The 13,517-nt window shown below is 40.9% G+C and carries 10 protein-coding genes; 4 read left to right on the top strand and 6 right to left on the bottom strand.

What is annotated here, in order from left to right; genetic code table 11:
• Nucleotides 1-184: 184 nt before the first annotated feature.
• Nucleotides 185-832 (bottom strand): pentapeptide repeat-containing protein, encoded by a 648-nt coding sequence (locus RMY63_RS28475; RefSeq protein ID WP_322731920.1) that lies wholly within the window; start codon nt 830-832, stop codon nt 185-187.
• 172 nt (nt 833-1,004) lie between these two features.
• Entirely contained in the window at nt 1,005-1,499 is a 495-nt protein-coding gene (locus RMY63_RS28470; protein ID WP_292783906.1) for a hypothetical protein, read from the bottom strand.
• Nucleotides 1,500-2,534: 1,035 nt separating this feature from the next.
• On the opposite strand from RMY63_RS28470, the gene aroF reads away from it, so the two are divergent.
• Nucleotides 2,535-3,404 (top strand): 3-deoxy-7-phosphoheptulonate synthase, encoded by an 870-nt coding sequence (gene aroF, locus RMY63_RS28465; protein WP_322731919.1) that lies wholly within the window; start codon nt 2,535-2,537, stop codon nt 3,402-3,404.
• Nucleotides 3,405-3,769: 365 nt separating this feature from the next.
• On the top strand, nt 3,770-4,072 hold the full coding sequence (locus RMY63_RS28460; RefSeq protein WP_322731918.1) for a hypothetical protein: 303 nt from the start codon (nt 3,770-3,772) through the stop codon (nt 4,070-4,072).
• A 100-nt stretch (nt 4,073-4,172) separates the two neighbouring features.
• On the opposite strand, the gene RMY63_RS28455 is transcribed toward RMY63_RS28460, so the two are convergent.
• From RMY63_RS28455 to RMY63_RS28445, 3 genes are all read right to left on the bottom strand, one after another.
• Nucleotides 4,173-4,931, bottom strand: a complete 759-nt coding sequence (locus RMY63_RS28455) for a sterol desaturase family protein (RefSeq protein WP_322731917.1) — start codon at nt 4,929-4,931, stop codon at nt 4,173-4,175.
• 795 nt (nt 4,932-5,726) lie between these two features.
• Nucleotides 5,727-6,113: a response regulator gene (locus RMY63_RS28450; protein WP_322731916.1), complete on the bottom strand. Its 387-nt coding sequence runs from the start codon at nt 6,111-6,113 to the stop codon at nt 5,727-5,729.
• A complete protein-coding gene (locus RMY63_RS28445) occupies nt 6,085-9,156 on the bottom strand; it encodes a response regulator (protein ID WP_322731915.1) in 3,072 nt (1,023 codons plus the stop codon). Before RMY63_RS28445 ends, RMY63_RS28450 begins: the two co-directional genes overlap by 29 nt.
• A gap of 727 nt (nt 9,157-9,883) precedes the next feature.
• On the opposite strand from RMY63_RS28445, the gene RMY63_RS28440 reads away from it, so the two are divergent.
• Nucleotides 9,884-10,288, top strand: a complete 405-nt coding sequence (locus tag RMY63_RS28440) for an NIL domain-containing protein (RefSeq protein WP_322731914.1) — start codon at nt 9,884-9,886, stop codon at nt 10,286-10,288.
• Nucleotides 10,289-10,356: 68 nt separating this feature from the next.
• Here the strand turns inward: RMY63_RS28440 and RMY63_RS28435 are convergent, their stop codons facing one another.
• Nucleotides 10,357-11,424: a DUF3616 domain-containing protein gene (locus tag RMY63_RS28435; RefSeq protein WP_322731913.1), complete on the bottom strand. Its 1,068-nt coding sequence runs from the start codon at nt 11,422-11,424 to the stop codon at nt 10,357-10,359.
• A 424-nt stretch (nt 11,425-11,848) separates the two neighbouring features.
• On the opposite strand from RMY63_RS28435, the gene RMY63_RS28430 reads away from it, so the two are divergent.
• Nucleotides 11,849-12,832 (top strand): CHAD domain-containing protein, encoded by a 984-nt coding sequence (locus RMY63_RS28430; protein ID WP_322731912.1) that lies wholly within the window; start codon nt 11,849-11,851, stop codon nt 12,830-12,832.
• The last annotated feature ends 685 nt before the right edge of the window (nt 12,833-13,517 follow it).

Here is a 13,517-nt window from a genome sequence, read left to right as displayed (position 1 = left end):
GAATAGCCACATCGGTGTCATGGTACTGAAAAGCTAATAAATTCAACAAAAAAATCAGCAAAGAACTTGATGCCAACGCCAAAGATTATTTTCAGTTAAACAAGCAACAGGAAGCGACTAGCAAAAATGTTGTAGAGGTCAAAAAACAAGCAAATGAGGCACTATACGTATGGGACAACCTCACTTATTGATAAATTGAACCATCAGGCATAATTGCCCCTGCTAAGTTAGTACCAACTAATTTAACCAGAAGACGCTCACCAGAGCGAATCCGCGCTCCCGTCAGGTCGGCTCCTCGCAAGTCGGCCCCACTGAGATCCGCTCCAATCAAATTAGCAGCGCGTAAATTTGCCTCCCTAAGATCGGCTAAAAGTAGATTTGCCCGAAATAAATTTGCTTCAGATAAATTTGCACCTCTGAGGTTGACTTTGTGCATAAAAGTATCGCTGAGATTAGCACCACTCAAATTGGCATAACTCAAATTTCTGCCAGATAAGTCTTTATTGCTCAAATTTGCCCGACTGTAGTCTTTGCCACTTAAATCTGAATTTTGCTTTGGTGGTCGCTGGGTTGTTTGAGATGGTTTTTCCTGTTGAGGTGGCGGTGAGCTAAATGTGGTTTGAGGTTTGGTTTTTAGAGAGCGCAACTTTTCACGAGCTTCATTTATGGCTTTTAGCTTGTCTTGTGCTTTCTGCTGTAAACGGAGATTGTCTTTGGGAATGCGATCGGGATGCCAAACAAAGACTAAATCTTTGTAAGCCTGGTTCACTTCTTCAAGTGTTGCTCCAGGCTCTAATTCCAAAACTCTATAGTACCGCTCCAGATCGCTCATACGATATTTTAGTGGACAATCAACTTAATTATGAGTGATGGAGTCATTTATCCGCTGCATCATTTGTTATGGATTATGGGGCATTGGGCATTGGGCATTGGGTATTGGTATTAATTATTCTCCTCTGCTCCCCTGCTCCCCTGCTCCCCTGCTCCTCTGCTCCTCTGCTCCCTCATCTCCCCATCTCTCCATTTCTCCATCGAGCGATCGCTCTAAAATATGCTGCAACTGGAATCTGATAAACTTCAATATAAATCCAAACAATAATTGATAAATGTGATAAGAAGGTTAATATTGTCCAAATATATGGCATCCAGGTAATGGGTTCCTTCAGATTAGCAGGAAAATAGTAAGCTACTATGCCAATTAGAGTAGTGGGAAGAATTATAAAAACTGCTGCTGCTAGTCCATAACCCCAACCTAATTCCATACCTTCCAACTGGCCTTCTGTCCAACTAAACCCATTCCAACGCCAAGTTAAAGGTGGTTGCCTAGAAGGCATCTTGATTTGCTGTTGTTCTAAGTTGACTGTAAAAATCTCTTGGCAAAAGTCACAAGCCATAGCTTCCATCAATGGCATGTGAGAAATCTTACCTATTCGACAGACTGGGCAGGGGTAAGCTCCATAATAGTCGAAAGATTGGGTTAAGATTTTGGAACTGGGCATAATCAGACTGATGATCCTAAAAAATTGATCTGGTCAATGAGGACTTGGGTAAGAATAATGTCTGGCGGTTATCAATTCCCTGCAATAAGCTTTCGTAAGATAAAGTCATAAGTCAGGAGAATTATATATTTTAACTTCTCAATCCTGGCTTTTTCTTCTGAGGTTATCTAACTATCGTAATGTTTAATGACAAGTCCTTCTCTACGAGAGGCTGCGCCAACGGGTTCGGGGGTGACGCTCCTTCTCTGCGAGACGCTACGCGAACGTCGCTAACGCTGCGCTAACGCAAGACGCTGGAGGACTCGCTAACGCTGCGCTAACGACGGGAACCGCCAGACGCTCGCGGACTCGCTAACGCTGCGCTATCGCTCTTAGCGTCTCCCCTTGGGAGAAGACTGCGACCCCCTCACCGCTTTTTTCGTCTACGCAAATAAGCAACTAGTACAATCAGAATAGGGCGTGATTTTGAATTGTGCAAAGCGTTATTAGTCTTAATCCCCAGAGTTGTACTGAGTCTATCGTTTTTTTATAGTTTGTGCAGGTCTTGACAAAGCCCACTCTTACTGCTACTGTTACATTAGATAGATATATTTCTTAAGTTTTCCAGCGAAAACTCCGTAAATGCTTAACACAAATTCCTACTTTTATTTTTGGTTTAGGGTGGTTCACCGGGAGTGAATTAAGTTTCCTAATGGAAACCGCCCGGTGAACCGCAGAGCAAACTCTGCGGTTTTTGTTTTTTTAAGGAGAATTTCATTGTCATGACTTATTTCTGTAGTTGGTTTTATGGCTTTTACTTTTGGCCCAGAATAAATTCCGGGTAAATAGCGTCATGCCAATGAATCTGAACGCGCCCGGAACTTTTAAAGGTTTCGGGCTTTTTTGTTTTTATCGGGGATTGGGGACTGGGGACAAGAGGACAAGTCTCTCCCTTGTCTCCCCCCTCTTCCTTGTCTACCTTGTCTCTTCTCCATTCCCAATGCCCAATCCCCAATTCCCAATCCCCAATACTTAACTTTTCAGGAGAATGTAATCATGATTAATGCCAAACTTGCTGCACAATCCCATTTAAATCACCAAACAATCGTTAAAATCTCGAAAGAAGTCGCTTTCGGTGGTAAAGAACTGGTAATTATCGGCGGCCCCTGCACTGTTGAAAGCTTAGAACAAATGGAGATAGTCGCCCAAAAGCTATCTACTGCATCAGTACAGGGGTTACGTGGCGGTGTCTACAAACCCCGCACATCTCCCTACGCTTTCCAAGGTATGGGAGAGTCAGGATTAGAGATTTTAGCCAAGGTGCGATCGCATTACAATATGCCAGTTGTCACGGAAGTAATGTCAATTTCCCAAATTGAAGTAGTCGTCGCCCACGCTGATATGCTTCAAGTTGGTAGCCGCAATATGCAAAACTTTGACTTGCTCAAAGCTTTGGGACAAGCTGGTAAACCAATACTGCTCAAACGTGGTTTAGCAGCGACTATTGAAGAATTTGTCATGGCTGCTGAATATATCCTTAGCCACGGGAATCCTAATGTGGTGTTGTGCGAAAGAGGTATCCGCAGTTTCGATGATTACACCCGTAACGTCCTAGATTTAGGGGCAGTGGCAGCACTCAAGCAAATAACTCACTTGCCTGTAATTGTAGATCCTTCTCATGCCGTCGGCAAACGGGAGTTGGTCGCACCTGTGGCTAGGGCTGCGATCGCTTGTGGTGCAGATGGATTAATTATTGAATGTCACCCAGAACCAGAAAAATCTGTTTCTGATGCCCGTCAAGCACTTTCTTTAGAAGATATGGTGCATTTAGTTAATAGTTTAAAGCCTGTAGCCACAGCTGTTGGGCGCAGTATATCAGATGTCGGGGCGGGTTTGTCACCTGCCCCAATTTTTTGGGCTGCTTAAATTTCACACAAGGCGATCGCTTGAATGTCTGAGTCAAAATATTTCTTTTGGCTTAAGGATAAGCAGCGATCGCTTTCATAAAATCAAATTGTTAATTCAGCTATTCCATTTGTTCTCAAACGTATTTTTGCAACACAATCTTCTATATATAAATCTAAATTATCGTTTTAACAAATAAGACTATTTGATTTTATTCCACAAATCGTTTTATCCTGAAATCAGTAAATATTTTAACTTTTACTAAATTGTCTAAAGAAGTTTTAGTCTAACGATCTTTCAACTTTGAGAACCCAAAGAAGGACAATAACTAAATGCTAGAGCAGCAGATTGATTGCCCCATCAAACCTAAGACAAGTGCAATGATTATGAAACTTTTTCAAATCACTCTAGTGGTCTTAGTACTTTTGCTCAACTTAGCAGTTGCTTTCCCCTCTTGGGCAGAAAGTATGCCTTCTTTAACTAGCAATCCTAACAACTTTCAAGTTGGGCAAAAAGTCATTTGGCTTTACAAGCCCCGCACAGATTCTAGCGATGTCCAAAGAATTCCTGCTGAAATAGTCAAGTTAAGTTCCAAGCAAGTGCAAATCAAGGTGTACAAATATAACAACGAATTTGTCAATCGTTGGGTGAATCCAAACAAGCTTGAGAATTCGACAAAAATTAAATAGTCAGTAGTCATTTGTCCTTTGTCATTTGTGATTACAAAGGACAAATAACTAATGACAGCCAACAGAAAAATATTTCACAAATGATTGAGGACTGCTATAGTTAAAACTCCCTTGTGTGGGTTTCGTTTTCATAATTAGGATCTTCAGTACCAAGCAGTTTGTCCCAAAACGTAAAATACAAACCGTAGTGTACTTTATACTTACGATGATGTATGGAATGATGCATAGAACCAATAAGCCACCTTCCAATCCAGTAACTTTTAGATGAGGAAGGAAATAGCTCAAATCCGAGATGGGTAAATGCTGCCCATACTGTCATAGTTATAAGTGCGGCAACTAAGGTGACGAAATGTAGTGGAACTATAAAGCTTACACCTACAAAGAAAAGTGCTTGTACGATCGCTTCTGGGAAGTCGAAGGCAGAAGAACTCCAGGGCGTTGGCTCTCCTGAACGGTGGTGTCCATAATGCATCCATCTAAAAATTAGAGGGTGGTGAAACATCCGATGGATAAAATAAAAGTAAGTATCCTGAAGAATTAGCACTGCAATAAAGCTAACTATTAAATACCACAGTCCGTATTTCCAGATGTCAGCGTATAATAGGGTTGCTCCCAAATTATACTCTGAGATCATAAACGCTCCAGAAATAGCAAAAACTACTGTGGAGATTACTGATAATTCAATATCCTTTTTAATGGAACAATTCATCAACGGTTTCAAACGCAAACTCTTGTTGGCGAGAGACTTCCCCAGAACTAAATAAAAGAGCAAGTATGCTCCGCCAGCAATCAGAAAGTATCGGGCAAGAGTGATACCGAAGAAGAAAAAGCAATAATACCAAAATGAGTGGTTCGTCAATTAGACCCATCCGTAATATTAATTCGGTGAAATGAAAATGCTGATTATGTCCAATTGTTTTGGTCTTCATTACCAAAAATAAGCAAATTACGATTTAATTTGTTAATCGACAAAATCCACTGCTTATTTTACAACATCAAGTAGTTCAGCAAATATATATTAATTTTTGTTAATAAAATTTAAATTAATTTTAAGACATATATAACTATAAGTTATTACTATTCTTGAAGAAGAATTCAGAAGTCAGAATCAATTAGTGGCGGGTCTGAATCCCCGACTAATTGAAGACCACTAAATGTTCGATTTAGTGGGGGTCTTAAACCCGATTATTCATCCACCACTTGTACAGAATTCATTCTGAATTCTGACTCCTGACTCCTGAATTCTGTTTGATAAAAAAAGGTTCTTGGTCAACTTAAATTGTAGTAAATAGCTAATCTTGCAACTAAGTTACAATTTATTTAAGTTGTTGGTTTATATTATGTATTTCAAGAACAATTGAATTGATTTTTCTCCATTGTATTTTTTAATACCTAAAAAAAACTTTTAAATCACTTTTCCCTACGTCTACTTTTTATAAATTAATTTGCTATAGGACTCATATTTGATTTTTAAGGGAGCTAGGTACACCTTTATTCCTTCTTCCCAGTCCCCATTACCCCTTATCCCCAGAGGGGGCCCCACCTTCCCCAGTCCCCAATCCCCATTACCTCTTATCCCCAGAGGGGGCCCCACCATCCCCAGTCCCTACGAGTAATTCACCAAATCAAATCGGATTGCTATATAGATTTTGTTCTACTTTTCTAGACTCCAGCCCAAGGCTACGGCTACTTCAGCAGCTAATTCTAGAGGATTGAATGGTTTAGCGATCGCACTAATCATTCCCATCTGGGCATAGCGACGGCGATCGGAAGCCTGGATTTTAGCAGTTAACAAAATTACTGGAATCGCTTTGGTTAATGGATTGGCTTGTAACTTTTCAAAGGTAGTGATGCCATCCATCTCTGGCATCATCACATCTAGTAAAATTGCATCTGGTTGGTAAGTCTCAGCTTTAATTATGCCTTCTTGGCCAGAACTCGCAGTCACTACTTTCCAGCCTGCGACTGTTTCTAAGCAAATCTTGGCAACTTCTTGAATATACTGCTCGTTATCAACCACTAGAATTTGCTTTGTTGTCATCACTGCTATCCTCTTGTTGGTTCAGTGTAATGCCCTCAAGTAACTTCATCACCCGTTGTTCAAATTCCTTGGTAGTCACACGCCCGGTGCTCAAAAATTCTGTATCTGGACTTAGTTGGCTATTTGTGGTCGGCTCGTAACTACTATGAATTACGGGAATGTTGGAAGAGTCTTCTAAATCAGTATTTTGGAAAGTCCTAAATAATGGCAGAGTGACGTAAAAAGTGCTACCTTTACCCAATGCACTTTCAGCCCAGATGCGTCCGCCGTGTTGTTGCATAATGCTCTTGCAAATTGCCAAACCTAAACCAGTCCCATCATGGTTGCGTGAATCTGAAGAGTCAACTTGTTGAAAGCGCTCAAAGATACTCTCAACTTTGTCTGTTGGGATACCGCGTCCGGTATCTTTGACTGTCAACAAAACTTCATTCCCTTGTTGTTGCGCCTCCAACCAAACGGTAGATCCAGGAGACGAGAATTTAATGGCGTTACTCAATAGATTGGTCAATGTTTGGACAATGCGATCGCAATCTGCCAATATTTGGCCAGATAGGGCACAAACAGATACTTTCACTCCTGCTTTGTCAGCCAGAGGCTGGATGACATTTACTGCTTGAACGATTAAGTCAACGATATTGCAGATTTCTGGTTCCATCTTCGCCTTCCCCGACTCGATGCGCTCAATGTCTAGGATGTCGTTGATTAAACGTACTAGGCGTTCGCTGCTATCAGTCGCAATTTGCAGTAGACGTTTTCCTTGCTCTGAGTTTGTTGGTAGCAAACCACTGGCTAGCATTCCGAGAGAGCCATGAATCGAAGTTAAAGGTGTGCGGAGTTCATGACTAACAACGGAGACAAATTCATCTTTCATGCGTTCAATTTGTTTGCGTTCTGTGATATCTCGCAAGATAACCGTATAAAATATTTCCTCATCCATCTCTATTTTGGAGATGGAAGCCTCGGCTGGAAATTCAGTACCATCCTTGCGGCGTCCATAGATTTCTCGCCGTTCTCCCATCCGACGGGCAACATTGGGAGATTGGCCAAAGTCAACCACATGTTGACGATGCACTTGAAAAAAACGCTGTGGTAAGAGTAAATCAAGTCCCTGTCCAATCACTTCCTGGGCCGAGTAGCCGAAAATCTTCTCTGCTCCTTGATTAAACAAAGTGATGCTTTGGAACCCGTTAATGGAAATAATTGCATCATCAGCAATATCTAAAATTCGTGCAAATCGGGCTTGAGAGAACCGTAATTCTCCCTGTGTCCGTTGACGTTCATCAAGTTGTGACTGCAACTGTTGATTCACCCGAATTAACTCAGCAGTGCGCTCTGCTACTCGCAATTCCAGTTCGTTAATGGCTTGTAAATTGAAAGATGAGGGATATGAGGGGGATGAGGGGGACAAGGAGGACAAGGAAGAATTTACTTTCCTATCTCCCCTTGCTCCCTCATCTTCCCCTGCTCCCCCTGCTCCCCCTGCCCCTCTACCTCCCTGCGTCACGACGCGCTGCCGCAATTTCATCCGTTCTAAGCGATTGACGATCCGAGTTACTAGTTCTGGTCCGACAATGGGCTTACTTACAAAGTCATCAGCACCAACGCTAAAAACTTGATTTACGATCTCGGCATTGCTATGCACAGTGAGGAATAGAATGGGTAACTCACACCAGCGCGAATCGTTGCGTACTAATTGGCAAAGTTCTATACCATTTGTATAAGGTAATTCCACATCCAGAATCAGCATATCTGGCGTAACTATTTCCAAGATTTCCCAGAACTGACGCGGATCTTCAAGAGCGATCGCTTTTAGCCCCCAAGGACTAAGTAAGGTTTGTAAAAATGCCTGAATTTGCGGATCGTCATCCACAACCAATATTTTAGTTTTTGTATATGGGTCATTTTGCAGCGATTGCGTGACTGTTTTTAATACCTGTGAGGTTGGTGATGGAGATATTGTCGCTGCTTCGTTTCCGTCAATTTCCCGACGCAATAACTTTACCCAACTTTCGAGGTTGCTAATCTCAGATTGACTCAGGGTTTGACCAGAACTCAGTAACAGTTCGATATTGCGTGCCAATTTTGAACCAAGAGGTGAGCCAAAAGTACCTAAAGATCCCGCCAAGGTATGTGCCTCTTTGGCTGCAAGCGATCGCAAATCGGGATTTAAACTATTTTGGTTTAAAGTTGCGATCGCTTCCTCCAGCACCCTCACCTGCTCGTCTACACGCCCTTGAAATCGTTGCCAAATTTCCGCAACTGCTATTAATGTTTGCTGTTGTGATTTGAGATTCGGAACCAAGGATTTTTCACGATCTAATTCCCCTCTGCCCCTCTGCTCCTCTGCTCTCCTGCCCTTCTCCTCTTCTGCCAGTGGTTTCAGCCGATAGCCGATACCGTAAACTGTTTCAACCAAATCACTGGGCGCTCCTACAGCTTTGAGTTTGTGTCGTAACCCTTTGATATGGGTGCGAACAGCTTCTTGTTGTGGAGTGTCTTGATAACACCAAAGATGTTCTAAAATCATGCCGCAGCTAAACACCCGACGAGTATTTCGCAAGAATAGTTCTAAAAGAGCATACTCTTTGGGAGTAAGTGGCAGCAGATTTCCAGCATAGATCGCTTCACAGCTACTAGGGTCTAGCTGCAACCCACCATACTCCAGCACAGGTTGTGAGGTTACGCCTTTGCGACGCAATAGTGCTCGAACACGAGCAATTAACTCTTCTGTGTCAAAGGGTTTAACTACGTAGTCATCTGCGCCTGCATCTAGTCCGATCGCTTTCTCATGACTACTATCGCACCCTGTCAATAACAATATTGGCATTTGCAGACCACTAGACCGGATTTGACGACAAAGACTAATGCCATCCAGCTTGGGCAACACTACATCTAGGAGGATTAAATCATAATCGTAAGTTTGAATAAAATTCCAAGCAATATCACCATCAGTGGCAACTTCAACCGCATAGTTTTGGTTAGTTAAAACTGTGGTAAGTGAGTATGCATTTAACTTGTCATCTTCGACAACTAAAATTTTCATGTTAAAAGCTAGCTTTCCAAGTTAAAATGGATATCACAGATAACAAGTAATAAACTTAAATGGCAAACTTAATATAATATCAATACTTAATTTTAAAGCATCTTCCAAAAGGTCTATATTTGCGGTTAAAAATCATAACAAATATCAATATTGATTAATTTTAATTGGATTTTCTAGCTACCTACTTAGGAGCAGATGGTATGCAGGAAAGAAACATTTTGCAGACGCCAGCTTTATACTACCTTACTTACAATTTTTTCTAGTACACAGAGGCTCAGATCCCGAACTTTTTCAAGAAGCCGCTCCAGTTCCCCTTCTCCCATGTTGAAAGAAGGGGTTAAGGGATGAGGGCAACTCTAAAACCCTTTTAAAATCTCGTTTTCAGCCTCTGGCTGGAAATGCTACTCCTGGCGGCTCTGCCGCGAGTTCAGGAGGCGGAGCTTCAATGAGGGGCATTCCCAGTCGGAGACTGGGAACGAGATAACCAGATAATCTGCTAAAAGCTTTTTCTAGACTAACTTTTACCTGAAGTTGACACCAATGGTACAGCTAGCTGTACGCCCCTACAGCCGATTTATGTGTTGCAAAGATTTTTGGAAATGGTGTTATGTATGTTGAGGTAAGAGCAGTGTCCTTTTCTTGGCTTGCTTGTTCGTGCAACTTATCGTAGGGAAGGACTGATAAAACTCTCAATACGCTACAACAGAAAAAATCTTCTGCTAAACCTGTGAAAAAACGAGTAACACTCACCTTCCCGAAACGCGCCGTGCAAATGCCAGTCACTTACGTACTGGCCAAAGAGTTCAACGTCGCCGCCAATATTATCCGCGCCCAAGTTGCCCCAAATCAAATTGGCAAACTGGTAGTGGAATTATCAGGAGACATCGATCAATTAGATGCGGCGATTGAGTGGATGCGATCGCGTAATGTTAATGTTTCTTCTACATTAGGTGAAATTGCGATCGATGAGGATGTGTGTGTGCACTGTGGTTTGTGTACTGGGGTTTGTCCTACCGAAGCGCTCACCCTCCAGCCAGAGACGTACAAGTTGACATTCACGCGATCGCGCTGTATTGTCTGCGAACAGTGTATCCCCAGCTGCCCCGTACAAGCAATCTCTACTAACATTTAAGATTACCACATATACCACAGACGATTGCCCATCCAACTTTCTCAGCAATCCAAAATCTAAAATTCAAATTAGCCCAACTTAAACACATCCGCAATTACACTACTATCACCCACCAGCCTACTTTTTGCTGGAGAGTCATAAACTACCAATAGCGAAGGGATACCAGCTACATCCTGAAACAGCGTCATTCCTTCAGCGTGTTCTTCTCGATTTCCATAAGGAATATCTTGCACAAAATCGGGATTGCTGAAAACATTTTCTCGCAAATTCACACCATTTACCCACCGATAAACTTGCACGGGCCCATCTAAATCCATTGTTGGCCCAGCTAAAATCAACAAATCTTTATCATCTACATACAAATCCCGAATTCCCAAACCATTCAACCAGATAAAATGCTTTTTATATAACTCCTGCAATTCCCCAATTGGCTTTAGTTTCATCAGTCCAGGAGTAGAATCTTCTAACTCTATTTCCAGCACCACAGCCCAACCCCGCAATACAGGGCCCCGCAAACCTAGAAAGACGCGGTTTTGATAAATGCCTATTCCTTCAATATCAAAGCCATTATCCTTTCCAGGAATTCCTGCCTGAATAAACAAGCCTAAATGGGCATCATCTGCTAAAGCTGTCATCAGCAAGTTACCCTGATTCGTCACCTCTAATTTAGCGGCATTTAATTGCACATCTGGCTTTTGGGGATGTGGGCAAGATGAGAATAGCTTACCGTCTATCAGAGGAATTCGTCCTAAAATATAACGGTTAGGTTCTGATTCAATTTTTGCTAGCCTTTTAAAGTTTTTAGCATCTGTATTTTCGGGTTTGAATTTTTTGCGTTTGTAGCTGTGAGAACCAACAAACCATAAGTAATTTTCAGCGTAAGCCAGTCCTTCTACATCAATTTCTTCCTCCTCTGGTGCAGGTAAATTGATAAATTCTGCTACACTAAATTGTTGATGATCTGTAAATTTATCAGTATCAACCAAAGAGAGACGCTCAATAGTTGAGGTTTCATCTGACCCCAACCATAAATACTTCTGATGTGTTAGCAGTACTGCTGATAAGTCTTCTCTATGTTCTTGAAAATAATCTCCAAAAGTCAATAAAACTTGATTTAGTAAATGTAGGTTTGGCATTTTAAATTATATTGAGAGTTACATAAATATTAACTATATATATTATTATAATACAAAATTAAATTTCTGTAAAATATTTATCTCAAACCTATAGCTGACATCAAACTGACGAGGTGAATCTGCTATTTAAACCTTTGATAGATGTTGTATGTACAGCAGATTTCAAGTTGATGAAGTACACAATCTAAATTTTAAAGTCAGATACAAAGCCTGTTTTTCTTCTGAATTCTTAATTCTGACGCATTGGCGGAGCTTTCCTTGCTTTGCTGCTGAACTCTACTGTATATAACAGAGGATGCAACTATCAATAGTCATAAGCATACCCGACAATCCTCATGGCATAAAAAATATCAAAAGTAGATGTAAATTATTAAATAATATTGTTATTATGCAATAACTTCATGAGGTAATCATTCAGACCATTATGAAATTAGCTACACAACCTACAGTAAAAACTCTCGGTGACTACGCCTACCAAGCGATTGAAAAACACTTTAAGAAAACCTTAAAGTGGGAAAAATCAGTAAAGAAAGATGAAGATCCAGAAGCGCTGCACCAAATGCGAGTGGGAATGCGCCGCTTACGGACAGCAGTAACTCGGTTTGGGCTAGCAGTGGATGTGTCAAAACCAGTCAGCGATAAAAATATTGGTAAAATAGCCCGTCGTCTTGGTAATCTGCGAGATTTAGACGTACTCAAAGAAAGTTTGGAAAACAATTATAAACCAAACTTACCCCGCAAAGAACAGGAATCTCTACAAACAGCTTTTACAGCTTTAGCTAAACAACGTGAAGATGTACAATCGAGTGTGCAGAAAACATTAAACGATGAATCTTACAAGTCTTTAAAAGATGCATTGGATAAGTGGTTAGAGAAACCTACTTATCAACCTTTGGCATCTATTGCCATTCAGCAAGTGCTACCAGACTTACTTTTACCAGAAGTGAGTAACTTCTTATTGCATCCGGGTTGGCTAGTTGGTACTGAAATTGTAGAATCAGAAGTGAAAATCCAGAAAAACTGGAAACCAAAAAAGATAGAAAAACAATTGACAACAGAAGGTGAAAGTCTTCATAGTTTACGAAAAGAAGCTAAACGTATACGCTATCAAATGGAGTTATTTACTGACTTATATGGCGAATCTTACGAAGCTTATATTACAGAAGTGAAAAATATCCAAGAAATTTTAGGTACGATGCAAGATAGTGCCGTTTTAACTGACTGGCTTGCAGATATATACAAGTCAGAAATTCAGACAGAGTTGCCCACCCTTGCTAAATTGTTAACTGAAAATCGTTACCAGTCGTGGCAGCAGTGGCAACCTTTGCAAGAACGATATCTGAAAATTGAAACCAGACATAGTTTTCATTTAACAATACTGCACCCGCTTTCAGGAGTAATTAGTTAAAAGTTACTCTTTATTCAGAAAGGATTGGACTAACGAACAGACAATTGAATAGGAGCTTCTAGAGACAAAAGATAAACACTAGTCTGGAGAATTTGTACAATACGGTTTTCTTCGGCTAAATCAAACCTGAAATTAGTCTAATAATGCTTTCTAGCATTGCTCCCTGCTCAATTTGTCCAGGGAGTGCCTTGCTTGAAAAAGTCCGGGTGCTTCTAACAATCCTGCCCTAACAGAGCCATTCTCAATGGCTCTGTTACTAGTTTGTATATAGTTAAATTAAAGAGCATTTTCAGTTCTACCCATAAACGAGATTTAACGAGATTTTAAAACCATCTAGGGATAAAAAAGACGGGTTGCAGCCCGTCTAAATAGCTTGAAAGTGCAAATACACCTTGTATAGTATTGAAAATAACACAGTTAATTTTCTTAGAGTTGCCAACTTGCCAAGTCATAAAAAGAACAAATATTGAACTGCTACTTATTTATAACCCAATACAGTTCAGTTAAGCCTAAAACTCAACTTCTACGTAGGTTGGGTTGAGAAACCCAACATTTCCTGAGCTTTGTTGGGTTGCGCTTTGCTTAACCCAACCTACAATTTTCTAAGTGTGGTTGAATAATCAAAAGTTATACGCGAATTTCTCACAAACAATAAAAAATCAATTTATATGGACTGATGTTAGAC

The organism is Nostoc sp. ChiQUE01b (assembly GCF_034531255.1).
Classification (GTDB): domain Bacteria; phylum Cyanobacteriota; class Cyanobacteriia; order Cyanobacteriales; family Nostocaceae; genus Nostoc.
This window is presented reverse-complemented; position numbering and strand designations above follow the sequence as displayed.

Excerpts from the sequence above, each read along its gene's own strand:
- RMY63_RS28475 (WP_322731920.1), bottom strand. The coding sequence starts at position 832 with ATGAGCGATCTGGAGCGGTACTATAGAGTTTTGGAATTAGAGCCTGGA.
- RMY63_RS28470 (WP_292783906.1), bottom strand. The coding sequence starts at position 1,499 with ATGCCCAGTTCCAAAATCTTAACCCAATCTTTCGACTATTATGGAGCT.
- aroF (WP_322731919.1), top strand. The coding sequence starts at position 2,535 with ATGATTAATGCCAAACTTGCTGCACAATCCCATTTAAATCACCAAACA.
- RMY63_RS28460 (WP_322731918.1), top strand. The coding sequence starts at position 3,770 with ATGAAACTTTTTCAAATCACTCTAGTGGTCTTAGTACTTTTGCTCAAC.
- RMY63_RS28450 (WP_322731916.1), bottom strand. The coding sequence starts at position 6,113 with ATGACAACAAAGCAAATTCTAGTGGTTGATAACGAGCAGTATATTCAA.
- RMY63_RS28445 (WP_322731915.1), bottom strand. The coding sequence starts at position 9,156 with ATGAAAATTTTAGTTGTCGAAGATGACAAGTTAAATGCATACTCACTT.
- RMY63_RS28435 (WP_322731913.1), bottom strand. The coding sequence starts at position 11,424 with ATGCCAAACCTACATTTACTAAATCAAGTTTTATTGACTTTTGGAGAT.
- RMY63_RS28430 (WP_322731912.1), top strand. The coding sequence starts at position 11,849 with ATGAAATTAGCTACACAACCTACAGTAAAAACTCTCGGTGACTACGCC.